This is a genomic window from Nocardiopsis sp. LOL_012 (assembly GCF_048060475.1).
Taxonomy (GTDB): domain Bacteria; phylum Actinomycetota; class Actinomycetes; order Streptosporangiales; family Streptosporangiaceae; genus Nocardiopsis.
In genome coordinates this window covers 23,049-48,611 of record NZ_JBHMIV010000001.1, presented here as the reverse complement: position 1 = coordinate 48,611, position 25,563 = coordinate 23,049, and the positions used below count along the sequence as shown (strand labels likewise).

Genomic DNA, 25,563 nt, shown 5'->3' with positions numbered 1-25,563 from the left:
ACAATACCCGGGTGGATTCCCTGGTCGACATCGCCGTGTTCGCAATCGGGGGCGCCATCGTCATGGCGGCCCTCATCGGTCTCCTCCTCGTGGTCTCGCGGGGCGGGCGCGAAGGCTCGCCGCTGACGCGCGCGCTCTTTGGTGCCGCCTCGGTGGCGGTGCTGGTCGTCCTGCCCGCGCTGGCGGCGGTGACGGCGCTGCCGAAGGGGTTCTGGACGGCCTTCGCCGCGGCGGCGTGTGTGGCGGTGGTCCTGTGCGCCGTGAACGTGCTCCTGCTGCCCGCCGTGACGCGCCGCGGCGCCGGGGCGGGCTCCGCACTGTCCGCGGTCCGGCCGACCCTGCCCGTGCTCGCGGCGGCGCTGGTGCTCTGCGCGGCCCTGGGTCTGCTGGGCGCGGGTGCGGCGGCGCTGCTGGCCTGAGGCCGCTCCCGCTACGCGAGAGCGCGTGAGGGCCGCCACGTGTGGCGCGGCCCTCACGCGCGGGCACGGCTCAGCGCTGTGAGCGCCGGTCCAGTTCGGCGAGGTAGGCGTTGTAGGCGTCCAGGTCGGCGTCGTCGGAGCCGTCGCGGCGGCTGTGCCGTTCGCGCCTGCGCTCCTGTTTCTGGTCGTCGCGGAACCACTGGCCGACCAGCATGACCAGGACCAGGGTGGTGGGGATCTCCCCGAGCGCCCAGGCGACGCCGCCGCCGGTGTACTGGTCCTCCGCCAGGCCGTCGCTCCAGGGGACCTCGAACTGTCCGTAGAACTCCGGGGCGATGGGGCCGGTCTGCATCATGATCGTGATGCCGAAGAAGGCGTGGAAGCCCATGGAGACCATCAGCAGGAGGATGCGCAGGAAGTAGGGGATCTTCCGGGGCGCGGGGTCCACGCCGATGATGATCCAGTAGAAGAGGAAGCCCGAGACGAGGAAGTGGGCGCTCATGAACAGGTGGCCGAGGTGGTCGTTCATCAGCGCGCCGAACAGCGGCGTGAAGTACAGCGCGTAGGGGCTGAAGACGAACAGCGGTGCGGCGACCGCCGGATGCGTCACCACCTTGGAGAAGCGGCTGTTGAGGAACAGGGTCAGCCACTCGCGCGGCCCCCGGTCCCCGCGTCGGCGTGCGGGTTTGAGGGCGCGCAGGGCCAGGGTGGCCGGGGCGCCCAGGACCAGCAGGATCGGGGTGAGCATGGCGAGCACCATGTGCTGGATCATGTGCGCCGAGAACAGCACCATGGCGTAGGTGGCGAAGCCGCTCAGCAAGACGGCGACGACGCTGAGCAGGCCCAGTGCGAAGAAGACCGTGCGGCTGGCCGGCCAGGTGTCCCCCCGGCGCCGCAGCCGGACGACGGCCGCCGCGTACAGCCCTCCGGCGACGGCGACGAACATGATGAAGAACAGGTCGGGGCGCCAGAGCGTGAGCAGTTGCACCGTGTCCATGGGCGGCGGCACGGGGAAGCCGAGGATCACCGCGGCCGGGTCGACCTCGCTGTCCAGCGGCGGCGGGGGCGCGGTCCGGCCCAGCGCGACGGAGATGCCGATGACGGCGGCCATGACCATGGTCTCGATGCCCGCGAGGAACAGGAACTGCCGCCTCTGGAGGGCGCCGTCCCCCTTCGCGTCGTGGATCCGCTTGAGGGCGTACTCGCGCTGCATGTAGCCGAACACCCCGAGGAGGGCGAAGAGCGCGAGCTTGACGAGCATGATGAGGCCGTAGGCGGTCGTGAAGAGTTCGGAGGCGCTGTAGAGCCGGGCCAGCGCGCTGCCGATCCCGCTGATGGCCACCCCCGCGTACAGCCATAGGGCCATGCGGCTGAAGCGGGCGACGGCCGTCTCCGGCGCCTGGGCGTCCTTGCGCATGGCGTGGTAGGTGACGGCGGCCAGGCCGCCCACCCAGGCGGAGATCGTGATGATGTGCATGGCCAGGGCGGTGATGGCGAGTTCGTGCGCGCCGGCGGAGGCCGAGTGGCCGGTCAGCCCGGGGGGTGTGAGCGCCACCACGGCGGCGATGAGCAGCCAGAGGGCTCCGGTGGCGGAGGTGACCGTCCGGCCGAACAGGGCGATCCCGGTCGTGATGAGCACGACGAACATCATGGCGATGCCGGTGTCGACCGAACCGGCGAAGGCGGTGACCTCGTCGACGCTGACACTGCCGACGGGCAGGGCCAGGAACTCCGACGCCTGGAAGTAGAGGGTGAACACGGCGGCGGTCGCCCATGCCAGGGCGGCCCAGGTGGCTCCGCGCACGTAGTAGCCGGCCTGGTCGCTGAGGACCCCCTTGTCGGAGGGGAGCAGGACTGCGCCCAGTAGGAGGAGGCCGACCGCCAGGACGGCGGAGGCGTCCATCACGACCTTGGCCAGGGGCAGCCCCCAGCGCACCCCCTGGCCCGCGTCCGGCAGGCCGGGGATGAGTTCGGGGTAGGCGGCACCGCCCAGGAGGAGGGTGCAGGCCAGTGCCGCCAGGCACAGGAGTGCGGCCGCCCCGGCGAAGAGCGGCACCCGGGCGGTGCCGGGGGCGTCCTGGGTCGGGGTCGTGTCATGCAGGGGAGGAGCCACGCGCCACTCCGTCTTCGGGTTCGTTCTCGGCTGGTCGGCGCTCCCGGTCGCGGAGTACCGCCTGTGGGGCGCGGCCGGACCGGTCGGTGGCCTCGCGGGGAGGACGCACCGCGTTCCAGGTTAAACCGCCCGATCGACTCCCTCTTCTCGGGGGATGCTCGGGATTCACGCGTTCCGCCCCCGCAGTGGGCGCCCCGGCGGTACGGTCGTGCCGACATCGCGAAAAGGTGGCGCATGGCCGAGTTCGACAGTGTGATCAGGTCCCGGTGCGTGGTGACGCCGGAGGGGTCCGGGCCGCGCGCCGTCGGGATCAGGGACGGCCGTATCGAGGCCGTGGCGGGTTACGACACGGCGATGCCCGCCCGCACGGTCACCGACCTGGGGGACACGGCCCTACTGCCGGGCGGGGTGGACGTGGGCACCGGTGTGCACCGGCCGGGCGAGGACCTGGCGGAGTCCTACCGGGCCGTGGGCAGGGCCGCTCTGCGCGGCGGGGTGACCAGTGTGGTGGCGTCCGCGGCTCCGGCCCGGCCCGCCGTGGACCGTGTCGGCGCGCTCGGGGCCCACCGGCGGGCGGCGGCGGGCACGGCCGTCTCGGTGTCCTTCCTGGGCGGGGTGGGCGCGGACAGCGGATCGCTGGACCTGACCGATCTGCTGACCGCGGGGGTCGCGGCGCTCCAGTGCTCGCTGTCGGACGGCGGCGAGCCGGACCTGTCGGCGCTGGACGACTCCGCGCTGCGCAAGACGATGGCGGAGCTCGCCGCCGTGGACGCGGTGCTGCTGGTGCACGCGGAGGACTCCGGGGAGCTGTGCAGCCCTCCGGTGGGCACGGGTCGGCCGCCGCGGGCCGAGCGGCGCGGTCTGGAGCGGGTGCTGGCCGCGGCGCGGATGGCCGGTGCGCGCACGCACGTGCACCCGTTCACGGCCGCCGAGTGCGCGGCGCTGCTGGCCGCGGCCGGAGCGGTCGGGGTGGAGCTGACCGCTCAGACGTGTCCCCACTACCTCTGCCTGCCCGCTGAGTCGCTGGTGCGGACCTCGCCCGCACACGCCTGCCGCCCGCCGCTGCGTTCGGACGCCAACCGTGCGGCGCTGTGGAGCGCGCTGTTGGACCCTGCCGGTCCGGCGGTCACCACGGTCGGTTCGGGCCACCTGCCCGCGCACGGGCTGTACACCCTGGAGTGGAGCCTGTCCGCGCTGTGGACGGCGGCGCGCCGACGGAGGCTGGGGCTGGAGGACGTGGTGCGGTGGACGGCCCAGGGCCCGGCCGACCTGCTGGGGCTGTCGGACAAGGGGCGGATCGGTGTGGGTGCCGACGCCGACTTGGTCGCCTTCGACAGTGCACGGCCGGTGGCGGTGCCCGCCGGGGACCCGAGTCCGTACGCGGGACGGGAGCTGGCCGGTGCGGTGGGTCCGGTGTGGATCGCCGGGCACCGAGTCCGCCCGGAATAAGGCTTTTGCCTGGTTTTCGTGTTCTTCGCATTTCCTGTCCCTCACACCGGCGGCGCACATCGCGTGCCGCGCTGACACGCTGTCAACAACCAGGCCCGGGCAGAGGCATGTTGTCGATGGCGCGGAGGTGCCCAAGCAGGTCAGAGTGGGGGTATCAACGGAGATACCAGTTGGAGGAACCGTGCGCATCGGTGTGCCCCGCGAGATCAAGAACCACGAGTACCGAGTGGCCATCACCCCCGCCGGGGTCCACGAGCTCGTCGGCCGCGGCCACGCTGTGGCCGTCGAGCGCGATGCCGGGACGGGCTCCTCGATCGCGGACGGGGAGTACGCCGCCGCGGGCGCGCGCGTCCTGGACACCGCCGACGAGGTGTGGGAGTTCGGTGAGCTGATCCTCAAGGTCAAGGAGCCGGTCCCGGAGGAGTACCACCGGATGCGCGAGGGGCAGATCCTCTTCACGTACCTGCACCTGGCGGCCTCACGCGAGTGCACCGACGCGCTCCTGGACCGCAAGGTCACCGGTATCGCCTACGAGACGGTGCAGACCCCCGACGGCGCGCTTCCGCTGCTGGCCCCGATGTCGGAGGTGGCCGGGCGTCTGGCCACGCAGGTGGGGTCGGTGACGCTCCAGCGGCCCAACGGCGGTCGCGGGGTCCTGATGGGCGGGGTTCCGGGGGTGCGCCCGGCGCGGGTGACCGTGGTCGGCGCGGGGGTGTCCGGGCTGAACGCGACCCAGGTCGCCGTGGGCATGGGTGCGGACGTGACGGTGCTGGACCTGAACGTGAACAAGCTGCGCCACGTGGACGCGCTGTACCGGGGCCAGGTCAAGACCGTGGTCTCCAACACCTTCGAGCTGGAGCTGTCGGTGCTGGAGTCGGACATGGTGGTCGGTGCCGTCCTGGTGCCCGGCGCCAAGGCCCCCAAGCTGATCTCCAACGAGCTGGTCGCGCGGATGCGCCCGGGGGCGGTCCTGGTCGACATCGCGATCGACCAGGGCGGCTGCTTCGAGGACTCGCGGCCCACCACGCACACCGATCCCACGTTCGCGGTGCACGACACCGTGTTCTACTGCGTGGCGAACATGCCGGGCGCGGTGCCCAACACGTCCACGCACGCCCTCACCAAGGACACCCTCCGCTACGTCGTGGCGCTGGCGGACCAGGGCTGGCGGCTGGCCCTGCGCGAGGACCCCGCGCTGGCGGGAGGGCTGAACACCCACGACGGCGAGGTGGTCTACGCCTCGGTGGCCGAGGCGCACGGCCTCAAGCACCGCGAACTGGAGGAGGTCCTCGCCCAGGGCTGAGCGGACCGCCCGGTGCCACCGGGAACGCGCCCGGGCTGGTCGGGCCGGTCGGCCGGAGGTACGGTCGAATCGGATAGCCCGCCTCCGGGCGGGACACGAGGCACCGAGGTGGGAACACACGTGGCACATACCGGATCGGCGACCGTGACCAGGATCGTCGAGGTGGAACTGGTCCGGCTGCGCCCTCCGTCCGGAGGGCGCGGCTCCGGCGGCGATGCCACGGTCCTGGTCCGGGTGGGCGACGGCGAGGGGCTCAGCGGCTGGGGGGAGATCGCGCGGACCTCCCCCGCGCGGTGGGAGGCGCTGGTTTCGGCGTTCGCCCCCGCGCTGCTGGAGCACGTGTGGCGGCGCCCGACCGAAGTGGTCGACGCCTTCGCCGACCTGCCCTGGGACGCGTCCGTGGCGGGGGCGCTGGACACCGCGTGCTGGGACCTGTGGAGCCACCAGCGGGGCATGCCGCTCTCGCACGCCCTGGGCGGGGAGCGCACCGCTCTGACGGCAGGGGTGACCCTGCCGCCCCAGCAGCGGGTGGAATCGCTGGTCACCGAGGTCAACCGACAGGTCGGAGCGGGTTTCCGCCGAATCAGGATCCCGGTCGGCCCGGGGTGGGACGCGGACGTGGTGCACGCCGTGCGGGCCGCCTTCCCGTTCCTGGTCCTGCAGGTGGACGCGGGCGGACGCTACACCGAGGACCCGGCCGATCTGGACGCCCTGTGTGTGTTGGACGAGTTGGGGCTGCTGGCGATCGAGGACCCCTTCCCCGCGGACGACCTGCGCGCGCACGCCCGGTTCGCCACGCGGGCGCGCACACCGGTGGCGCTGTACCGCTCCCTGGGTTCGGCGGAGGACCTCGGCGAGGCCGTGCGGCTGGAGTGCGGCGGTGCGGTGCACGTGGACCCCGCCCGGCTGGGCGGGCTGACGGCGGCCCGTCGCGCGGTGGACCGCGCGGCGGACGCCGGGTGGCGGGTGTGGTGCGGTTCGTCGGCTGTGACCGGTGTGGGCCGTGCCGCCACCGTTGCCCTGGCCTCGCTGGCCGGGGCATCCCTGCCGGTGGAGGCGGTGCCCGCGGGGACGCGCGGCAGGGATCTGGTGGTTCCCGCGGTACGCGCGCACGAGGGCGTGCTTCCGGTGCCGCTGGCGGAGAGCGGGCTGGGGCACGGTGTGGACCGGGCCGCGCTGACGGAGCGCACCGCGCGGGCGGTGCTCGTGGACGCCGACGGGACGCGGGAGCTGTCGACGGGACGGCGCCCGAGGAGCGGGGGCCGGGGCCTTCGGGGCACCGGTCGTCCGGATGCCGCCACACCATAACCGAACACCGTTAGGTAGAGTTGCCGGGCACTCTCCGGTACTGCCGGAACCCGACGATCAGGGAGGCCTCGTGCGCGTTTTCGCCGACATCCAAGAGGTGGCCGCAGCCAAGGGCGAACACCTGGGCTGCACCGACTGGTTCGAGATCGACCAAGACCGCATCAACACGTTCGCCGACGCGACCAACGACCACCAGTGGATCCACATCGACCAGGAGAAGGCCGCCTCGGGCCCCTTCGGTGCGACCATCGCCCACGGTTACCTGTCCCTGTCGCTGCTCGCCTTCTTCTCGCCCCAGGTCATCTCGATCGAGAAGAAGCCGACCATGTCGATCAACTACGGGCTGAACAAGGTGCGCTTCGTGCAGCCCGTGACGGTGGGCTCGCGCGTGCGCGACGACGTCGTCCTGTCCGACGTCAAGGAGACCGGCAAGGGCGTGCAGGTCACCATGACCCACACCGTGGAGATCGAGGGCAAGGACAAGCCGGCGCTCGTGGCCGAGGCCCTGGCCCTCTGGGTCCCCTAACGGACGATCCTACGCAGGATTCGGCGTGCCAGGCCCGGGGTGAACCAGCGCAGCCTGCGTTCTGCGCGTTTGGCCCGGGCCCGCATCCGCTCCGTCTCAGCCCGCGCGCGGTCCAGTCTGCGGCGCAGTTCCCGCCCGCCAAGGCCGTCCTCCGGTTCGGTGGAGCCGTCCTCGGGCAGCGCGGCCCAGCGGCTCCCGTAGACCCGTGCCACGACGCCGTCGAGGTCCGTTCCCTGCGCCCCGGGTGCCAGGTGGCGGGCCCGCGCGAAGGCGCAGCGGCGTTCCAGGCGCAGCTCCCCCTGTGCCGCGGCCGTGACGCCCGGCAACGGTGTGCGCAGGAGCCCGACCCCGTCGGTGTCGGCGGCGGTGATCAGTCTCCGCAGGCAGGACCGGGAGGGACGGGCTCCCACCGGGAGGTGCAGGCGGAACGGGACGCGCGGGTCCTCCTCGGGCACCTCCTCGACCAAGTGCACCCGCGCATCGCCCCGGAAGGTCTCCCCCACCAGCCGCAGGTCCAACCACTCCTCGTCCAGCGGAGACCTGCGCCCCCCGTCCAGATTCTCCCACGGGCCCACCAACCACAGCCGCAGATCCGGAGTGGTCCCGCCCAACAAAGCCGAAGCGGTGGCCTCGACCTCCTCCAGAGTGCGGCCCTCCACGTCCAGCACCGCATCGACCAGCGGCACCTCCCAGGCACGTCCGGGAAGCTCACGGCGCGGCCCGTAGTCGGGCACCCGGTTGGCCACGTAGGGGAGACGGTAGCGCTTGCCCTCCTCCCTGCGGGACTGCATCTGTGAGCTGCCCAGGTGCCAACTGCTCGTGTCCAGGTCCGGGACGAACACCGCACCCTGCTGCGACAGCCGGTACCCGAACTCGGTGTCCCCGCCCAGCACCATGCCCGGGTCCATCCGCCCCGCCGCCTCGAACAGGCCCCGGTGCAGCGACCCCGTCGCCCCCACGAACACCTTGTAAGCCTGGGAGGCCGCGGTCCTCAGCTTGTCCTGCCGGTCGATGGTCTTCTCCACCCAGTGCGGGTTGGCGCTCTCCCGATCGAACAGGGTGTCCGCCCGGCCCTCGGCCACTTCGGTCCGCACATGATCGGGCGTCATCGCACCGGGAACGAAGTCCACGAACAGCTTGTGCCCCAGCACCACCCCGTAGTCCACCAGGTGGTGCCAGCGCATCTGCGACTCCACATGCTCGCGGTACACCACCATGTCCGCGTCCAACCGCAGCACCACCTGCCCCGAAGAGGCCGCCACACCGCAGTTCACCGCATGCGCCGAACCCCACCCCCCGGGACCCGAAGAGATCAGACGCGTGTTCTCCGGACGCACCTGCGGCAGCACCAACGGCTCCGGAGAACCGTCGTCGACCACCACCACCTCCATCAGGTGCCCCGGATAGCTCTGCCCCGCCAACGCCGCCAACACCAGATCCAACTTCTCCTGGTGCCCGTGCGCCGGAATCACCACACTCACCGACAGCACCGGCGTCCACCCACCCAGAACAGGCGGCTCAAGCACCGAATAATCATTGCCCCTGACCCAGGGCTGCGCCCGGTTCGCCCCGGTCTCGCGCGGCTCCGCGCTCTCGGCCACGGCAGCCGCGCCGTCGCGGGGTTCACCGCCGTAGGTGCGGTCCGAAGTGGTCAAGGAAGTCCTTCCGTCCGGAACACGAGGCGCGGCCCGGCGGACCGCCGGAGACACGACAATCACCACTCATTGTAATCAAATAATAACTTTATGGTGTGATTCTTGTCGTGTGTCGCCTGGAGTACTCATCGCGCCGAAGCGGGACGCAACACATCGGCCGCCGCCCAAGGGGACGGCGGCCGAGAGCGCGGGTCGCGGATCAGCGGGCGATCCTGCGCAGAGCGCGGCGTGCCAGTCCCGGGGTGAACCAGCGCAGCTTGCGCTCGGCTCGTTTGGCCCGGGCCCGCTGACGGTCCGCGTCGGCCTGGGCCCTGGCGAGCTCCTCCCTGAGCTTTCGGAGCTGTTCGGGATCGTCCTCCGCCGCGGTCGCCACGACGAACCTCTCCGCGGGCATCCAGTGCGTTCCGTGGACCTCCTCCACAGCCCGGTCCAGTTCCTTGCCCTCGGCTTCGGGCACCAAGCGGCGGGCACGGGCACGGGCGGAGGCACGCTCCAGGCGCAGGAACCCGTCCTCGGCACGGGCAGTGCCGGGCAGCGGTGCGCACAGAAGGCCCGCCTTGTGCTTGTCGGCCTCCCTCACCAGGTCGGCGACGGCGACGGGAGAGAGCCCGGTTCCGGTCGGAACGTGCAGGCGGAACGGGACGCGCGGGTCCTCCTCGGGCACCTCCTCGACCAAGTGCACCCGCGCATCGCCCCGGAAGGTCTCCCCCACCAGCCGCAGGTCCAACCACTCCTCGTCCAGCGGAGACCTGCGCCCCCCGTCCAGATTCTCCCACGGGCCCACCAACCACAGCCGCAGATCCGGAGTGGTCCCGCCCAACAAAGCCGAAGCGGTGGCCTCGACCTCCTCCAGAGTGCGGCCCTCCACGTCCAGCACCGCATCGACCAGCGGCACCTCCCAGGCACGTCCGGGAAGCTCACGGCGCGGCCCGTAGTCGGGCACCCGGTTGGCCACGTAGGGGAGACGGTAGCGCTTGCCCTCCTCCCTGCGGGACTGCATCTGTGAGCTGCCCAGGTGCCAACTGCTCGTGTCCAGGTCCGGGACGAACACCGCACCCTGCTGCGACAGCCGGTACCCGAACTCGGTGTCCCCGCCCAGCACCATGCCCGGGTCCATCCGCCCCGCCGCCTCGAACAGGCCCCGGTGCAGCGACCCCGTCGCCCCCACGAACACCTTGTAAGCCTGGGAGGCCGCGGTCCTCAGCTTGTCCTGCCGGTCGATGGTCTTCTCCACCCAGTGCGGGTTGGCGCTCTCCCGATCGAACAGGGTGTCCGCCCGGCCCTCGGCCACTTCGGTCCGCACATGATCGGGCGTCATCGCACCGGGAACGAAGTCCACGAACAGCTTGTGCCCCAGCACCACCCCGTAGTCCACCAGGTGGTGCCAGCGCATCTGCGACTCCACATGCTCGCGGTACACCACCATGTCCGCGTCCAACCGCAGCACCACCTGCCCCGAAGAGGCCGCCACACCGCAGTTCACCGCATGCGCCGAACCCCACCCCCCGGGACCCGAAGAGATCAGACGCGTGTTCTCCGGACGCACCTGCGGCAGCACCAACGGCTCCGGAGAACCGTCGTCGACCACCACCACCTCCATCAGGTGCCCCGGATAGCTCTGCCCCGCCAACGCCGCCAACACCAGATCCAACTTCTCCTGGTGCCCGTGCGCCGGAATCACCACACTCACCGACAGCACCGGCGTCCACCCACCCAGAACAGGCGGCTCAAGCACCGAATAATCATTGCCCCTGACCCAGGGCTGTCCGGCATAGTCGACCTGTCCTTGGGGAAGTGGTGCCGCTGTTCGCGGGTCGCCGTCGCCGGCCGCTTCCCGGCCGGTGTCCAGAGTGGTCAACGCATGTCTCCCGTGTGTTCGGTGGCGGGCTGGCCGAAGGGGACCGGTTCACCCTCCAGAAGGGCGCTCGGGTGCCAGCCGGACCACTGGTGATCGGTGTTGCGCAGGAAGTAGGCGATGTCCTCCGACCAGGTGTGCCCACCACCCGTGCGGCGCAGCACGTATCCGAGCCCGTGCGTGCGGTGGATACGACCCCCGCCCTGAACGACAGCGAGCAGAAGCTGGCTGTCGATGGCACGGGGCAGTGGACGGAAACCCCCGGTCTCCTCCAGCACCACGCGGTCGGTGAGGATCGTACCCCCGGCGATGAAGCGGCCCGACCGTTCGGACTCCTGGCGGCGCATGACCGTCCGGTCGACCTCTTGGAGGTAGACGAAGTCCTGGGAGCAGCCGACGAGCTCGGCCCCGGAGTAGGTTCGGGCCAACAACAGGTCGGAGAGGTGGTCGGGGCCGTACCAGTCGTCGTCGTCCCACTTGGCGATGAGGTCACCGGATGCCCTGGCCACGGTGTCGTTGAGCACGGAGCCGAAGATCTGGTCGGCTGGCGCCTCGTGGACGGTGACCGGCAGCCCCGTGGCCCGGAACCCGGCGATGGCAGGGGCGACTTCCGGCAACGAGGCGGGGAAGCCGTGCAGGGTGAGCACCACCTCGACGTCCACCCCGCGCTGGCGGGCGATCTGGGCCAGTGCGAACCCCACCATCTCCGGCCGCCGAGTGCACAGGATCACCGACACCGCCGGCTCGGCGGGCACGGGCAGACCGGCCTGGACCGCCATCGCCCGCCACCGCGCGCGCAGGCCGTGGGTGTACAGGGCGGCCCGCCGCAGCCGGACACTGTGCTCTTCCCGCGTCAGCAGGTGAGCCAGGTCGCGTTCCTCAGCCGAGAGCAGGGCCCCGGCGAGAGGACGGCCGAGGGCGGCGGCCCAGTCGGGAACGGGGCCGCTCACCAACGGAACCCCGCCCGCGGCCAGCGAGGCCACCGCCCGCACGGCGGAGGCCGGACCGGTGTGCCCGGACCAGTCCACCCGGACGCCCCGCAAGGAGCGCAGGCGTGAGAGGTCGACGTCGGTGACGGTGCCGTCGGCCGGCACGACCACCAGGTCCTTGCCACCCTGGCGCACCACGGCACGCCCGTCCCCGACCGTGAGATCGGCCATGGCCGCCCCGGTGCGCTTGGTGAACCCCACGGGGTTGACGGTGAGTTCGTCGATGGGCGCGACCGTGTGCACCACTTCGTCACCGGCTTCCCGAACAGCGGCGTCGACCGTACGGGCGCGCGCGTGGCCGCCGGGTGCGGCGATCCGCTCCCAGGCATCGGCACCGGTGGTGGCCCGCTCCAGGGCCGGAGCGGGGTCCGACCACTCGGGCAGCGACTCCTCGCCGCTCACCCGCAGCACCAGGTCGGCTCTGGGGCTGACCCTGCGCAGCGGGACGGGTCCCTCCGCCGGTACGCCCACGGCCTTGATGTCACCCGGCCGCCACAGGGCGCCCTCGGCACCGTGCAGCGCGGCCAGCGGGCCAAGCGCAGGGGGGCGTCTGCGCCCACGGGTGCCGTGCATGACCGCGTCGAGCGCTTCGGGCGTGTCGACCGCGTTGGGGAAGAACAGTTCGCACAGCCACCCCCGGTCATCCATGCGGCGCACACGCACCTCTTGGATGTCGCGCCACTGTCCCAGCCCCGGCGAGGCCGGGATGGGCGGGTCCTGGTGGCCGGGTGTGGACACCAAGGCGACGACCACGTGCACGGCCCTGGGCAGGTGCGTGCTCACGGTCAGCGCCCGGTTCAGGTCGGTGGCGGTGGCGGCCACGACCGCCACCAGCCCGGCCTCCGTCGTCTCTGGGTCGCCCTCCAGGACCTGTTCGCCCATGGGGTGGGTGTCCAGGTCCACGAGGCGGTCGCCCGACCGCAGCGGCAGTCCGGTCAGAGGAGCACGCGCGGTGTCGTGCGCGCCCGCGTGGCACAGCACGGCGGCTTCGGGGCCGCGTGTGCGTAGGGCGTTCCGGAGAACGGTGGTGATCATCGGTGTCCTCGGCGATGGGTGGATGGTCGGGGCGCGGAGGTCAGGCCCCCCTGCGGCTGAACACGTGGGTGCCCTTCTCCGTCGGTTCCTCGGTGCGCCTGAGCTCGGGGTACTCGGTGAGCCAGCGGTCTCCGGCGGCGCGCTCGTCGACGCGGTCGGCGTCGTCCAGGACGATGACGGCGTCCTCCCGGCAACGCGGCAGGAGCACCGGGACGGCGGGGTAGCGGACCAGGCGGCCGGTCGGCTTGGGGGGTCCGTCGACGAAGACCAGGCCGATGCCCTCCAGGTCGGCCAGGGGCTCGGGGTCGTACCAGAGGCCGGCGGTCCGGACCACCTCGCCGCCGACCTCGACCTCGGTAGCCTTGATCTCGGCCAAGGGGGCGTGGCGGACCTCGACGACGTCGCCGAGCCCGTGCGCGGCGACCATCTCCCGGGTGAGTTCGGCGTAGGCGGCGTCGTGGTCGATCGCGACGAGCCGTCCGTGGCCCGCACGCCGCAGCGCGTACCCGATCCAGATACTGGAGGCGCCGCTGCCGAGTTCCACGACGAGTTCGGGGCGGAGCCGGTCGATGTGGCGGACCAGGGTCCTCAGGACGTCGGGGGAGGCGGCCCATCCGCGCAGGGACGGCATGAAGGGGGCGGTGTCCAGCCACTCGCGCAGTTCGGTCCAGGCGACCTGCTGTTCGTAGTCGTCGCGGCCCTGGGCGGTGACGATCTCACGGAGCTGTCGGGGGAAGGAGGGACCGGGGAGGCGGTGGGAGACCGAGTCCAGGGAGCGGGTGATCTCCAGGCGGTCCCTACCCAAGGCCTCGGTGACGAGGCGGGTGTGCCGGTCGAGGGCGGCGGGCACGCCGGCCACGGCGCGCTGGAGGCGGAGGACCGTAAGCCCCAGTGCGGCCACCAGGGCACCGAGCAGGAACGTCGCCGCGAGCAGGAGCGCCTCGCCCGGACTGGCCGGGCCGAGGACCGCTAGGGCCGTCGGGGCTGCCACCACGACCGCGACGGCCGCGGCGGCTGCGGCGGCTGCGGCGAGCAGGAACGATCGGCGGCGTAGTACGGCGCGCATGGCGACGACCTCCACGGATTTCTGACGCTGGCGAGGGGGTGGGGCGGCACAGGCCCGGTGAGGGTCCTTTTCTACCCGAACCGGTCTGACTGGCGAGCGTTCCTTCGGCACCGGAGGGAGGATGGACAATGGTTGTGACACTAACGGGTCAAAAGAACACCCGTGCCCACCTGTGAGGGAATCGAAAGCGGACCGCGGCGCAAAGATCCGAGTGTTCATGTCCTCATCACCTCCCCTTCTTCCACCGGATGCCTGATATTCCCTGAAGCGTACGGCGGGGTCCGCTCGGCGTAGCACCGGTATCGGTGTCCGTTCCCGCTCCCCCGGGCGAACGGAAAGGAACCGGTGTTCCAAAGATCCTTCGGTGGCGTGTGGAAGTGGGGAATACGCGGATCTCGGAGCGTTCACACTTCCCCTGACGAAGGGGACACAACCGGCGCGGCGGCCAGGGACCGCCTCCGCCCCGGACCACCGCCCGCCCGCACACTCACAGTTGGCGGAGCCGCCCGGTGCGCCAGCGCCCCCGTCCGGCAAGGTTTATTCCCGCTCCGGCATGTGAAGAGCCTGGCCTGGGGCTTGCGGCCGCTCGGCTGATAGCTTGCTGCCTAGCGATCCCATCGCTGGTAACCACGACGAATCGCGTCACTGGAAAGGTGCGTAGAGATGTCTGCGCCATACTCGCTGCCCGAGCTGTCCTACGACTACGCGGCCCTGGAGCCGTGGATCTCGGGTGAGATCATGGAGCTTCACCACTCCAAGCACCATGCCGCCTACGTGGCCGGTGCCAACACCGCCCTGGAGAAGATGGCGGAGGCCCGGGAGAAGAACGACTTCGGCACCATCCCGATGCTGGAGAAGAACCTCGCCTTCCACCTGGGCGGACACGTCAACCACTCCATCTTCTGGCAGAACCTCTCCGCCGACGGCGGTGACAAGCCCGAGGGCGAACTGGGCGCCGCCATCGACGACCAGTTCGGCTCCTTCGACGCCTTCCGCGCCCACTTCGGCGCGGCGGCCAACAGCATCCAGGGTTCGGGCTGGGCGATCCTCGCCTACGAGCCGCTGGGCCAGCGGCTCATCATCGAGCAGCTCTACGACCAGCAGGCCAACATCCCCCACAGCACGGTCCCGCTGCTGATGCTGGACATGTGGGAGCACGCCTTCTACCTTCAGTACAAGAACGTGAAGGCGGACTACGTCAAGGCGTTCTGGAACGTGGTCAACTGGGCCGACGTCCAGGAGCGCTTCGCCAAGGCCCGCGCGGTCAGCTTCTAGGGCTTGCGCGTCGGCACGGTCCGGCCCACCCGTCACCCGCCACCGCCCTCAACGGACGCCTGGCGGCGCGGTCCGGCCCACCCGTCACCCGCCACCGCCCTCAACGGACGCCTGGCGGCGCGGTCCGATCCCGATCGGAACCGGGTGCGGTGTGTACGTGTCAGGGGCGGCCTCTCCACGTGAGAGGCCGCCCCCACCGCTGTCGCGGGCCGTTCAGACCACGACCCGCGCGGGGTCGGCCACGACGGGGCCGTGGCGGTCGAGTTCGCGCCAGGCCCGGCTCAGCCGCCGCACCAACTCCTCCAGCGTCTCCTCGTCGTAGGCGAAGGGCAGCCGGATGTACTCGGCGAACCGCTCTCCGCCGCTGGAGGTCATCACCGGACCCGCCATGATCTCGACCCCGTGGGAGAGGGCGACCTGGGCGAACTCCCGGGCGTCCGCCCCGGGCAGCCGGATCCACAGGGCTCCCCCGCCCGCGGGCCGCTCCCACTCCCAAGAGGGCACGGAGGCGCGCAGCAGGCGCTCCGCCCGGTCGAGCGCCTCCGTCAACTGCTCAGAGCGCCGGGCGGCGAGCGCGTCGTAGCCGCGCAGCAGCCGCACGGCCACGGCCTGGTCCAGCAGGGGGCTGCCCAAGTCTGCCAGGACCTTGCGGCGGCTCAGCCGCATCGCGATCTCCGTGGGCGCCCGCAGCCAGCCCAGGCGGATGCCCGCCCACCCCACCTTGGACAGCGAGTCGACCGTGATCACCTCGGCTTCCCGGGGGGCGTGGGCGGCGATCGGCGGGGGCTCGTCCGGGGCGCGCATGCCGGTGTAGGCGTTGTCCTCCAGGATCGGGACGCCGCACCTGGCCGACAGCTCGCCCAGTTCACGGCGGCGGGCCGCTGACATGAGCACGCCGGTCGGGTTGTGGTACGAGGGCATGGTGTAGATCAGGTGGGGGGCGTGCTCGGCGACGGCCCGACGGACGCCGTTGGCGTCGATGCCCTGGCCGTCCAGGGAAACGGGGTGGAAGCGCGCTCCCCGGTCGCGCATGAGGTCCAGGCAGCCCGCGAAACCGGGGTCCTCCGTGACCACGGGTGAACCCTCCCGCAGGTAGAGCTGGGAGACGAGGACGACCGCCTGGTGGGCCCCGGTCGTGACCACGATCTGGTCGGGTGTGGTCGGCAGCCCCCGGCCGGTGTAGTGGTCAGCGACGGCCTCGCGCAGCACGGGCAGCCCGCGCGGGTGGTAGGTGTCGTCGGCCATGAGCGCGGGCAGGTCGTGGTCCACGACATCGCGGACGGCCTCCGCCACGGCCTCCAGTGCCGGCGTGCGCAGGCAGGCCACGGAGATGACCTTCGGGGTGTCACGCAGCAGGTTCTGGTACATCGGGTTGGCGTGGCTGCCGGGCACCCAGCCGTCGGAGCGCACCGGGCCGACGCTGGCGCTGACCCTGGTTCCGCTGCCCCGCCTGCTGTCGAGGACGCCGTCCGAGCGCAGGGCGTCGTAGGCGGCCACGACCGTGGTTCGGCTGACGCGCAGGGCCGTGGCGAGCGCCCGTTCGGAGGGCAGCCGCTCGCCCGCCGTGAGCGTGCCCTGGCCGACCAGGCCGCGCAGGCCGGCTGCAAGCCGACGGTAGAGCGGCCCGTCCCCGTCCGTCCAGGCGCCGAGATGGTCGACGAGGGAGGCCACCGTCCGAGAAGGGTCCATTTTTCGCTCCATTGGATCTACTGCGTGGGCACACCTCCCACCAGAATGGCACCTGAAAGGCGAGGTCCACCAGAGCCAAAGTGGACCCTTTATCGCAGTCCACTGTTATTCGGAGTCTTCGATGCGGACCCAGATCCCTTGGCGAAACACCCCCGACACCACCGCTCCGCCCTCCCCCGCCGGTCTGCCCGCACCGCGGACCGGAGAGCGCGGGCCGACCGTTCTGGCCGAGGCGCTCACCGTGTCCGCGGACGCGGACCACCGCGGCGCGCTGGCCCTCCTCACCCGGGCGCTGCGGGACCGGGCCCGTGGCCACCCCGACTCCCTGGGCGAGGTCCACACCGAGGACGGGGACGAGGAGCATCGCACGGTGGCCCTGTGGACGTCACCGGTGGGTCTGCGGGACTTCGTGACGGCCGCGCACACCGACCTCCTGGCCTTCCGCGCGCGGACCGGGGTGTTCCCGACCGTGGAGCGCACCCTGTGGTGGGCCCGTGCCGACGAGGTCACCGGCCGTGAGGCGCTGCGGCGCTCCGAACACCTGCGCGAACACGGGCCCGGGCCCGGGGCGTTCACCCTGCGCTCCCCGGTGCCGCCTCCGTCCCGGATGTAGTCCGGTCCTACCAGGTTTTCCACCTAAGTTTGTGGACTTCGCTCTACCGGGCCCCCTGGGGATCCGGCAGAGTGGGAACCGCCTCCCTGGCACGGAGGGCAGGGACCGTCCCAGCGGGATTGGCCGCCGCTGGGCCGGTCCTGCCTCATCCGACCAGGACCGATCCGTGCGGGTAGTCTGTCGCTGGCAACAAGGACGGTCCGGACCCGGGAGGCGTAAGCGGACGTGTCAATGCGTGATGACGGAGCCTCGACCCCCGCTCCCCCGTCCCGGGAGGACCCCCCCGTCCCGGAGTCCCCCGAGTTCGGCCGGCCCGGTCACAGGCCGACGCGAGACCGGCCGAAAGGCCGGCGCCGCGCCCGCGCCGCCCTGGTCACCGCCGCGGTGGCGGCCATGGCCCTGGTCTTCACCCTGGTCGTGCCCACCAGCCGCGAGGCGCTCGTGCGCCTGTGGTGCGAGTCCACCGGGGGCGTCTGCCCCGTCGAGGAGCTCCCTCCCCTCACCGAGGACGAGGTGAGCGACGGACGGGTGGTCCTGGAGCCGCAGGAGGCGGCCCTGTGGGGCAACTACGTGGCGCTGGGCGACTCCTACTCCTCGGGGGACGGTGCCGGGGACTACGAGGCCGGGACCGGGGAACCGGGAGGCTGCTGGCGTTCCGAGCACGCCTACTCCCGGGTGATCGCGGAGGAGTTCTCCTTCGCCGGGGACCTCGGCTTCTACGCGTGCAGCGGTCACCGGGGCCGGGAGCTGCTGGAGGAGATCGGCACCCCCGAGTCGCAGATAGACCGGGTCACCGAGCACACGTCCCTGGTCACCCTCGGGATCGGCGGCAACGACCTGGGGTTCATCCCCGTCCTGCGCACCTGCATGGTGCGGATGCCGCTGATCGAGAGCGGGGTGTGCACCGGGCAGGAGGACGAGATCACCGAGCGGCTGGACCGGTTCGAGGAGGACCTGGTCGAGATCATCGGCCAGATCCGCGACCGCGCGCCCGACGCCCGCGTCCTCGTGCTCGGCTACCCGCGGCTGTTCCCGGAGGAGCCCGAGGGGATGTACTACACCCTCACCGTGAGCGACCAGCAGTGGCTGAACGGGGTCGGGCAACGGCTCAACGACCGCATCCGCGACACCGTCTACCGGCTGGACGGCGACGTCTACGGGGAGCGCGGGGTCGGCAGCGTGGAGTACGTCAACACCTTCTCCGCGCTCAACGGGTACGAGGTCAGCGCCGAGGAGTCGTGGCTGAACGGCATCGTCCTCGGAGAGCAACTGGGCCAGGGGTTGCGCATCGACCGGGCGAGCTTCCACCCCACCGCCCAGGGCCAGCTCTCCATCGCCGACCGGGTGCGCCTCCAGGTGGAGGAGGGGCCGGAGCGGACGCTGTTCGCCTCCCAGGAGACCCTCGACCGCGTGGACTCGGAGCTGCTGGCCGCCGAGCTCGGCGGCCCCCTGGACCGCCCGGAGGCCGCGGCCTCGGAGGATTCGGAGACCGCGGCCTCACCCTCGGGCGGGGCGTCCGCCCCACCGCCCGACGGTGCCTCTAGCGCTCCCTGAGCTCGTCGAGGACCTCGGCGAAGCGGTCCAGGCCCCAGTCGAGGTCCTCCTCGCTGATCACCAGCGGCGGTGACAGGCGGACGGTGGGTCCGTGGGTGTCCTTGGCCAGGACTCCGTGCTCGGCCAGCCTCAGGCACAGCTCCTTGCCGGTGCCCAGCGCGGGGTCGACGTCGACCCCCGCCCAGAGTCCGATGCTGCGCGCCGCGACGACGCCGTCGCCCACCAACTCCTTGAGGCGGCGGTCGAGCAACTCGCCCAGGCGGCGGGCGTTCTCCAGATAGGGCCCCTCGGCCAGCATCGTGGTGACCGCATGCCCCACGGCCCCCGCGAGGGGGTTGCCGCCGAACGTGCTGCCGTGCTGGCCGGGGCGGAGGACCCCGAGGACGTCCTCGTCGGCCACCATCGCCGACACCGGGAGGATGCCGCCGCCGAGCGCCTTGCCGAACAGGTAGGCGTCGGGCACCACACCGCTGTGCTCGCACGCGCGGACGGTGCCGGTGCGCCCCAGGCCCGACTGGACCTCGTCGGCGATGAACAGCACCCGTTCGCGATCGCAGACCTCCCTGATCCGCGGCAGGTAGTCCTGCGGAGGGACTATGACGCCCGCCTCCCCCTGCACGGGTTCGACGAGGACCGCGGCCGTGGTGGCGTCGACGGCCTCCTCGACGGCCCGCGCGTCGCCGTAGGGCACCGTCCTGAACCCGGGGGTGTAGGGGCCGAAGCCGTCGCGGGCCTCGGAGTCGGAGGAGAAGGAGACGATCGTGGTGGTGCGGCCGTGGAAGTTGCCGCCGGCCACGATGATGGTCGCCTCCCCGTCGGGGACGCCCTTGACCTCGTAGGCCCACTTGCGGGCCACCTTGACGGCGGTCTCCACCGCCTCGGCGCCGGTGTTCATCGGCAGGACCCGCTCCTTCCCCGCCAGGTCGGCCAGGGCGGCGACCCAGGGGCCGAAACGGTCGTTGTGGAAGGCACGGCTCGTGAGCGTCACACGGTCGAGCTGGCGGTGGGCCGCGGCGAGCAGGTCCGGGTTGCCGTGGCCGAAGTTCATGGCCGAGTACCCGGCCAGGCAGTCCAGGTACCGGCGGCCCTCCACGTCGGTCACCCAGGCCCCCCGTCCCTCGGCGATCACGACGGGCAGGGGCGCGTAGTTGTGCGCCGACCGCGTCCGCGCGAGTTCGATGTGCTCCTCGCTGGAGAGCGTCCGTCCGCCGGGTTCCCCGATGCCCGGGTGCTGGGTGTGGCTCATCTGATCACTCCGATCGCCCTTGACCGCCTGTCACCTGGGTTCTTACCCACGATCGGGCCGGATCGAGCCCCCACAGGCCCCAGGAACACCGAGCGCCACGACGGGTGACGCATATCACCCGCCCCGCCCGAACCCGGCACCCTCCGCCGAACGACCCCCGAAACCCCGCGACCAGGGAGATCGAAACCCAGCGTGACCTGGGATTCCACCCCTGGTGACCGGCTCCACAACCCCGACCGCTCATCGCCGGGGAGGCGGGGGGGTACGGTCGGCACACAACAGCACCGCCCCGATGGCCGGGACGTCGCCGACGCCCGTACCCGACGGCCCGCAACCACGTTCCAGGGAGGCCAGGCGTGCCCACAGCAGCGTCCCCCGACGCCCCCTTCTCTCTGCCCCGGCTCCTCGACGCCGTGACCGAGGCGGTCCCCGACCGCACCGCGCTCATCGCCGGACCGCGACGCCTCTCCTTCCGAGCCCTGCGGGACCGCGCCCTGCGCCTGGCCGCGCACCTGCTGGAGGCCGGGGTGCGCCCCGGGGAGCACGTCGCGGTCCTGGCGTTCAACCGCGCCGAATGGCTGGAGTCCTTCCTCGGCGCCCTGTACGCGGGCACAGTCCCCGTGAACGTCAACTACCGCTACGTCGAGGGCGAACTGCGACACGTACTCGCCGGGTCCCACGCGGTCGCGCTGATCGCCGAGGAGTCCCTGGCCGCCCGGGTGGACACCGTCCGCCCGGACCTGCCGCGCCTGCGCCACGTGCTCCTGCTCCAGGACGGCAGCGGATCCGGCGGCCTGGCCGGCACCGGCTACGAGGAGGCCCTCGCCGCCGCGTCCGCGGACCCGTCCGCTCTGCCCCCGGCCTCTGGGGACGACCATTACCTGCTCTACACCGGCGGCACCACCGGCCACCCCAAGGGGGTGCTGTGGCGGCAGGCCGACATCTTCCACGCGGCCCTGGAACTGCGGCCCCCCGGCCTGCCGCGTGCCCGCACCGCCGAGGAGGTCGCCGACCGCGCCGCGCGCAACTCCCCGCTGCGGCTGCTGGTCCTCGGCCCCCTGATGCACGCCGCCGGCCAGTGGAACGCCCTGTGCATGCTGCTGAGCGGCAGGACCACCGTGCTCTCGACCGACCGCAGCTTCCGCCCCGGGCGCGTGGTCGACCTGGCCCACCGGGAGAGCGTCCACGCCGTCCAACTGGTCGGGGACGCCATGGCGCGGCCCCTGGCCCTGCACCTGCTCGCCAAGCCGCTGCTGTGCCCCGGCCTGAGGTCGGTGCGCTCGGGCGGGACCCCGCTGACCCCGGCGGCGCGCGCCCTGTGGCGCGCCTGGCGCGAGGACATCGCCCTGGCCGACTCCTACGGCGGCTCGGAGACGGGGGCGTGCGGATCGGCGACCGGCCCCGACGACTCCGGCCACCCCGAGGACCACCGCACCTTCACCATGGGCGGCAGTATCGCCGTACTGGACGAGTCCCTGCGGCCCCTGCCGCCCGGCTCGCCGGACATCGGCCGCATCGCCCGCACCGGACGCATCCCGCTGGGCTACTACAACGACCCCGAGGCCACCGGTCGGACCTTCCCCGTCGGCCCCGACGGTCGGCGCTGGGCGCTGTCCGGCGACTACGGCACGCTGGGCGCCGACGGTTCGGTCGTGCTGCTGGGCCGGGGCAGCGTCGTCATCAACACCGCCGGGGAGAAGGTCTACCCCGAGGAGGTCGAGGCCGTCCTCAAGGAGCACCCCTCGGTGGCGGACGCGATCGTCGTCCCGGCGCCCGACGAGCACCTGGGCCAACGGGTGACCGCCCTGGTCGCCACGGTCCCGGGAACCGCGCTCCGCGCCGCCGAACTGCGGGAGCACTGCCGGGGGCGGCTCGCCGGCTTCAAGGTGCCGCGCACCGTCCACATGGTGGACCGCGTCCGGCGCACGGCAGTGGGCAAACAGGACTACCGGTGGGCGTCATCGGTGGCCAGGAGGGCCGCCGCGGACGACGGCCCCGTCATCCGCCCCGCACTCCGCGCCCCCGCCCTATAACGGATACGTCCTAGACTCGGATCGTGCCCGGACCGCTTCGCCGGACCGGGCACGGCATCCCCTTCAGCCAGCCCTCATCCGACCACCGGGTGGGTCGGCGACACCCCTAGGACGGAGGACGGCGCGCACCCCTCCCGGAGCATCCGGGCGCGCGCCCCACAACTCAGATGGCCAAATCAGTAGGCTCCTACATCTTCAACGCGGTGCGCGGCGGGGCCGTGGGCACCTCCGAGGCGCTGCCCGGGATCAGCGGCGGCACGGTCGCGCTCATGGTCGGCATCTACGACCAACTGATCGGCGGCGCCGGCCACATGGTCAGCGGTATCAAGCGCTGGGTCACCGACGTTCCACGCGGCCTCGGGCCGACGCGCGCCCGGGAGCAGTTCCGGCAGGTGGACTGGAACGTGCTGCTGCCGGCCCTCGTGGGCATGGTGGTCGCTCTGCTGCTGGCGCTGATGCTCATCGCACCCCTGGTCGAGGAGTACACCCAGTACGCCTATGCCCTCTTCTTCGGCCTGGTTCTGGCCTGCCTGTGGGTCCCCTACTCCGGTTCGGGGAAGACGTGGCGGGGCTGGCACTACGTCCTCGCCCTGGCCGCCGCGGCGCTGTCGTTCACCCTGACCGGGCTTCCCGGGGCGAACCTGCCCACCAACCCGGTGGTGGTCTTCCTCGTCGCCTCCGTCGCCATCTGCGCCCTCGTCCTGCCCGGGGTGTCCGGTTCGTTCATCCTGGTCGCGGTCGGCCTGTACGTACCCACCAAGGACGCGCTGAAGGACCTGGACCTGGTCTACATGGGCGCCTTCGCGCTGGGCGCCCTCGTGGGCCTGTCGCTGTTCGTCAAGCTCCTCCAGTTCCTGCTGGAGAACTTCCACCACGTCACCCTGGTCGTCCTCACCGGGCTCATGGCCGGATCGCTGCGCGCCCTGTGGCCCTGGCAGACCGAGGACCGTACCGTCGTGGCGCCCACCGACGTCCCGGTGACGCTGGCCTTCATGGCGGTCGGCTTCGCCGTGGTGGTGGCCGCGATCGTCTACGAGCACCGCGCCAAGGCCAAGGCCGCCGCCTCCAAGCCCAGCTCCGACCCGGTGCGCTAGCCTCGGGCACACCACCTCCGGGGCCGCCGCGCCCCGACTGCGCGGGGTGCCGGATCCCCTCCGGCTGAGTTGACTTCCTCCCGGCCCTGAAGGGACCGGGCCTGACGGCCCGGTGGCGCTCGCGCCTCGCGGCACGCGCTGGTTCCTGCTTCACCGACATGGCACCCCAGAGGTCTCCACAGGCTGACACGGTTCACCCCGGTAAGGAGTTAGTCCATCCGCGCGAAAGAGTGTTGCGGGCCGCGTTCACGTCCGCGTGAGCTGTGTGCCCGCACCCGGTGCACCGAAACCGCGCTTGGCTCTCACGCGAGGACGGGTCCACATGCTTGCACTCGAAACAGGTCTGCGACGTGTAGGCGGGGTCGACCTCCACGATCCGGGTCCCCGTGCGCCGGGCCGCGTTCTGACAGGCGAGCGTGAAACCGTGCCAGCCCTTGGCCAGGATCGCCCGGTTCAACCCCGCCTTCTGCCGGACATTGCGGCCCGGGGCATCCACGGTGCCCTTGGCCGAGGCGGTCATGCCCTTCGTGTTGAGCCTCTCCAGCACCACGACCGCGTTCTCGGTGCACAGCGGGTGCGCGGTCTGGGCGGCGAAGTCCGCACGCCGGGCACGGACCCGACCGGTGAGCGTGGACAGCGCCGCCCCGGTCCTGTCCCGGTTCTTCGACCCCCTGCGCTGCCGCGAGAGCCTGCGCCGCAGGCGGCGTTCGCGCTCGGCCTCCTTCGGGCTCTGGAACGCGCGGTCGAACAGGTCCCCCTCCGAGGTGGCCACCGCCACCCCGCGGTCCACCCCCACCGCCGAGTCCGGCACGGTGTGCCCGCCGGGGGTGTGCCCACCGTCCTCGCACAGCAGCGACACGTACCGGTGCCCGCCCTCGCGGGAGACGGTCGCCGACCGGATCGTGCCCTGGGGAGCGCGCGACCAGCGAAAGCGCACCCACCCCAGCTTGGGCAGCTTCACCCGCCCCCACCTGCGCCCCAGGCGTTGGACTCCGATACGCGGCCCGTCTGGGAAGCGGAAGGAGGGCTTCCACCGCCCCTTGGCGCGCCAGCGCACACCGAACGTGCCGTGATCGCGGCAGGCCCGCTCCAGGTCCCTCAACGTCTATTGGAGGATGTGCGACGGGGCGGCCCGCAGCCAGGTCTCTTCTTTCTTGGCTTCGGCGAGCTGCGCGGCTTGGAGGTGGTAGCCGCAGCAGGGCTGATCGTAGCCTCTCTGCCACCGTTGGACGGCCTGGCGGCGCTGGTCCAGGGCGGTGTTCCACACCGCACGGCAGAGGTGGCCGTAGGCCTGACACTGCTCGGCCTGCTCGTCGGTGAGCGACAAGCGGTACCGGAACCCGGTCAGCATGGTGGGACCACCTCCCCTCGATCCAGGACCAGACCATAGTGGGGGTCGACGACATTGCGGGGTGGGGCGGCTCTCCCCGCCCCGAAGGACGGGGTCTGCGCCGCCAACGAACCAGATCACACCCGTCGAACCTGCCCTAGTTCGTACTAGCGAAGGAACGCCACGTGAGCGCGTACAACATCGTGTCCATCGCCGGCAGCGACCCCAGCGGGGGCGCCGGTATCCAGGCCGACCTCAAGGCCTTCTCCGCGCACGGGACCTACGGGATGTCCGTGGTGACGGCGCTGACCGCGCAGTCCACCCGGGGCGTGACCGGGGTGCACGGGGTCCCGGCCGACTTCGTCGCCCAGCAGATGGACACCCTGTTCACCGACGCCGCCGTGCACGCGGTCAAGGTCGGCATGCTCGCCAACGCCGGGATCACCGCCGCCGTCGCGGAGGCGGTCGCCGAGCACGGCCTGCCCAACGTGGTGGTGGACCCGGTGATGGTGGCCAAGAGCGGCGACCGGCTGCTGGAGGCCTCCGCCGTGGAGGCGCTGCGCACCCTGCTCCTGCCGCGCGCGGACCTCATCACGCCGAACCTGCCGGAGGCGGCCGACCTGCTGGGCGAGGATGAGGCCGCCGACGTGGCCGCCATGCACGGCCAGGCGAAGCGGCTGCTCGACCTGGGGCCGCGCGCCGTCCTACTCAAGGGCGGCCACCTGGCGGGCGAGGAGAGCGTCGACGTGCTCGTCTCGCGCGGGGCGGAGCCGGTGGAGCTGCGCGCCCCCCGGGTGGCGACCAGCAACACCCACGGCACCGGGTGCACGCTGTCGTCGTCGATCGCCGCCCTGCTGCCGCAGCGCCGCGACACGGCCTCCGCCGTCGCCGACGCCAAGGCCTACCTGACCGAGGCCATCCGCCGCTCCGGCGAGATCGACGCGGGCGGCGGCCAGGGCCCGGTGCACCATTTTCACGCCTGGTGGTAGACGGCCGGAAAGCCTGCGGGGC

The 25,563-nt window shown here is 72.0% G+C and carries 20 protein-coding genes; 11 read left to right on the top strand and 9 right to left on the bottom strand.

Annotated features, from left to right (window positions below):
• Positions 1-11: 11 nt before the first annotated feature.
• Positions 12-419: a hypothetical protein gene (locus tag ACFHWE_RS00205; RefSeq protein ID WP_416598472.1), complete on the top strand. Its 408-nt coding sequence runs from the start codon at positions 12-14 to the stop codon at positions 417-419.
• A 70-nt stretch (positions 420-489) separates the two neighbouring features.
• Here the strand turns inward: ACFHWE_RS00205 and ACFHWE_RS00200 are convergent, their stop codons facing one another.
• Positions 490-2,532: a cytochrome c oxidase assembly protein gene (locus tag ACFHWE_RS00200; protein WP_416598471.1), complete on the bottom strand. Its 2,043-nt coding sequence runs from the start codon at positions 2,530-2,532 to the stop codon at positions 490-492.
• Between the two features lie 234 nt (positions 2,533-2,766).
• Between ACFHWE_RS00200 and ACFHWE_RS00195 the strand changes: the two genes are divergently transcribed.
• The 4 genes from ACFHWE_RS00195 to ACFHWE_RS00180 all read left to right on the top strand — a co-directional run bounded on the left by ACFHWE_RS00195 (position 2,767) and on the right by ACFHWE_RS00180 (position 7,118).
• On the top strand, positions 2,767-3,981 hold the full coding sequence (locus ACFHWE_RS00195; protein ID WP_416598470.1) for an amidohydrolase family protein: 1,215 nt from the start codon (positions 2,767-2,769) through the stop codon (positions 3,979-3,981).
• Positions 3,982-4,162: 181 nt separating this feature from the next.
• Complete coding sequence (gene ald, locus ACFHWE_RS00190) at positions 4,163-5,284, top strand: alanine dehydrogenase (RefSeq protein WP_416598469.1); 1,122 nt, start codon at positions 4,163-4,165, stop codon at positions 5,282-5,284.
• Between the two features lie 120 nt (positions 5,285-5,404).
• Complete coding sequence (locus ACFHWE_RS00185; RefSeq protein WP_416598468.1) at positions 5,405-6,592, top strand: enolase C-terminal domain-like protein; 1,188 nt, start codon at positions 5,405-5,407, stop codon at positions 6,590-6,592.
• Between the two features lie 70 nt (positions 6,593-6,662).
• Entirely contained in the window at positions 6,663-7,118 is a 456-nt protein-coding gene (locus ACFHWE_RS00180; RefSeq protein ID WP_416598467.1) for a MaoC family dehydratase, read from the top strand.
• On the opposite strand, the gene ACFHWE_RS00175 is transcribed toward ACFHWE_RS00180, so the two are convergent.
• From ACFHWE_RS00175 to ACFHWE_RS00160, 4 genes are all read right to left on the bottom strand, one after another.
• A complete protein-coding gene (locus ACFHWE_RS00175) occupies positions 7,115-8,773 on the bottom strand; it encodes a glycosyltransferase (RefSeq protein WP_416598466.1) in 1,659 nt (552 codons plus the stop codon). The genes ACFHWE_RS00180 and ACFHWE_RS00175 overlap by 4 nt on opposite strands.
• Before the next feature lie 199 nt (positions 8,774-8,972).
• Positions 8,973-10,631, bottom strand: a complete 1,659-nt coding sequence (locus ACFHWE_RS00170; protein ID WP_416598465.1) for a glycosyltransferase — start codon at positions 10,629-10,631, stop codon at positions 8,973-8,975.
• Positions 10,628-12,652: a glycosyltransferase gene (locus ACFHWE_RS00165; RefSeq protein WP_416598464.1), complete on the bottom strand. Its 2,025-nt coding sequence runs from the start codon at positions 12,650-12,652 to the stop codon at positions 10,628-10,630. The genes ACFHWE_RS00170 and ACFHWE_RS00165 overlap by 4 nt, the downstream gene beginning before the upstream one ends.
• A gap of 40 nt (positions 12,653-12,692) precedes the next feature.
• On the bottom strand, positions 12,693-13,718 hold the full coding sequence (locus tag ACFHWE_RS00160; RefSeq protein WP_416598463.1) for an O-methyltransferase: 1,026 nt from the start codon (positions 13,716-13,718) through the stop codon (positions 12,693-12,695).
• Between the two features lie 663 nt (positions 13,719-14,381).
• Between ACFHWE_RS00160 and ACFHWE_RS00155 the strand changes: the two genes are divergently transcribed.
• A complete protein-coding gene (locus ACFHWE_RS00155; protein ID WP_416598462.1) occupies positions 14,382-14,993 on the top strand; it encodes a superoxide dismutase in 612 nt (203 codons plus the stop codon).
• Between the two features lie 213 nt (positions 14,994-15,206).
• Here the strand turns inward: ACFHWE_RS00155 and ACFHWE_RS00150 are convergent, their stop codons facing one another.
• A complete protein-coding gene (locus ACFHWE_RS00150) occupies positions 15,207-16,682 on the bottom strand; it encodes a PLP-dependent aminotransferase family protein (protein ID WP_416598461.1) in 1,476 nt (491 codons plus the stop codon).
• A 121-nt stretch (positions 16,683-16,803) separates the two neighbouring features.
• Between ACFHWE_RS00150 and ACFHWE_RS00145 the strand changes: the two genes are divergently transcribed.
• Complete coding sequence (locus ACFHWE_RS00145) at positions 16,804-17,295, top strand: DUF3291 domain-containing protein (protein WP_416598460.1); 492 nt, start codon at positions 16,804-16,806, stop codon at positions 17,293-17,295.
• Positions 17,296-17,520: 225 nt separating this feature from the next.
• Positions 17,521-18,849, top strand: a complete 1,329-nt coding sequence (locus tag ACFHWE_RS00140) for an SGNH/GDSL hydrolase family protein (protein WP_416598459.1) — start codon at positions 17,521-17,523, stop codon at positions 18,847-18,849.
• On the opposite strand, the gene rocD is transcribed toward ACFHWE_RS00140, so the two are convergent.
• The gene (gene rocD, locus ACFHWE_RS00135; RefSeq protein WP_416598458.1) at positions 18,836-20,095 is read right to left on the bottom strand and encodes an ornithine--oxo-acid transaminase; all 1,260 of its coding nucleotides are present in this window, start codon (positions 20,093-20,095) and stop codon (positions 18,836-18,838) included. The two genes, ACFHWE_RS00140 and rocD, sit on opposite strands and share 14 nt — an antisense overlap.
• 356 nt (positions 20,096-20,451) lie before the next feature.
• Here rocD and ACFHWE_RS00130 point away from each other — a divergent pair, with 356 nt between their 5' ends.
• Both ACFHWE_RS00130 and ACFHWE_RS00125 read left to right on the top strand, forming a co-directional pair.
• Positions 20,452-22,128 (top strand): acyl-CoA synthetase, encoded by a 1,677-nt coding sequence (locus tag ACFHWE_RS00130; protein WP_416598457.1) that lies wholly within the window; start codon positions 20,452-20,454, stop codon positions 22,126-22,128.
• A 167-nt stretch (positions 22,129-22,295) separates the two neighbouring features.
• Positions 22,296-23,222, top strand: coding sequence for a DUF368 domain-containing protein (locus ACFHWE_RS00125; RefSeq protein WP_416598456.1), 927 nt, complete (start codon positions 22,296-22,298; stop codon positions 23,220-23,222).
• Positions 23,223-23,415: 193 nt separating this feature from the next.
• Here ACFHWE_RS00125 and ACFHWE_RS00120 read toward each other — a convergent pair whose 3' ends face one another.
• Together ACFHWE_RS00120 and ACFHWE_RS00115 are read right to left on the bottom strand one after the other, a co-directional pair.
• The gene (locus tag ACFHWE_RS00120; protein WP_416598455.1) at positions 23,416-24,324 is read right to left on the bottom strand and encodes an RNA-guided endonuclease InsQ/TnpB family protein; all 909 of its coding nucleotides are present in this window, start codon (positions 24,322-24,324) and stop codon (positions 23,416-23,418) included.
• 3 nt (positions 24,325-24,327) lie between these two features.
• Entirely contained in the window at positions 24,328-24,573 is a 246-nt protein-coding gene (locus ACFHWE_RS00115) for a helix-turn-helix domain-containing protein (RefSeq protein WP_416598454.1), read from the bottom strand.
• A 164-nt stretch (positions 24,574-24,737) separates the two neighbouring features.
• On the opposite strand from ACFHWE_RS00115, the gene thiD reads away from it, so the two are divergent.
• Positions 24,738-25,541 carry a bifunctional hydroxymethylpyrimidine kinase/phosphomethylpyrimidine kinase gene (gene thiD, locus ACFHWE_RS00110; protein WP_416598452.1) on the top strand — a complete coding sequence of 268 codons (804 nt, stop codon included), beginning with the start codon at positions 24,738-24,740 and terminating at the stop codon, positions 25,539-25,541.
• The last annotated feature ends 22 nt before the right edge of the window (positions 25,542-25,563 follow it).

Coding starts and splice junctions, on each gene's coding strand:
- ACFHWE_RS00195 (WP_416598470.1), top strand. CDS start 2,767: ATGGCCGAGTTCGACAGTGTGATCAGGTCCCGGTGCGTGGTGACGCCG.
- ACFHWE_RS00165 (WP_416598464.1), bottom strand. CDS start 12,652: ATGATCACCACCGTTCTCCGGAACGCCCTACGCACACGCGGCCCCGAA.
- ACFHWE_RS00160 (WP_416598463.1), bottom strand. CDS start 13,718: ATGCGCGCCGTACTACGCCGCCGATCGTTCCTGCTCGCCGCAGCCGCC.
- ACFHWE_RS00155 (WP_416598462.1), top strand. CDS start 14,382: ATGTCTGCGCCATACTCGCTGCCCGAGCTGTCCTACGACTACGCGGCC.
- ACFHWE_RS00150 (WP_416598461.1), bottom strand. CDS start 16,682: ATGGACCCTTCTCGGACGGTGGCCTCCCTCGTCGACCATCTCGGCGCC.
- ACFHWE_RS00145 (WP_416598460.1), top strand. CDS start 16,804: ATGCGGACCCAGATCCCTTGGCGAAACACCCCCGACACCACCGCTCCG.
- rocD (WP_416598458.1), bottom strand. CDS start 20,095: ATGAGCCACACCCAGCACCCGGGCATCGGGGAACCCGGCGGACGGACG.
- ACFHWE_RS00125 (WP_416598456.1), top strand. CDS start 22,296: ATGGCCAAATCAGTAGGCTCCTACATCTTCAACGCGGTGCGCGGCGGG.
- ACFHWE_RS00115 (WP_416598454.1), bottom strand. CDS start 24,573: ATGCTGACCGGGTTCCGGTACCGCTTGTCGCTCACCGACGAGCAGGCC.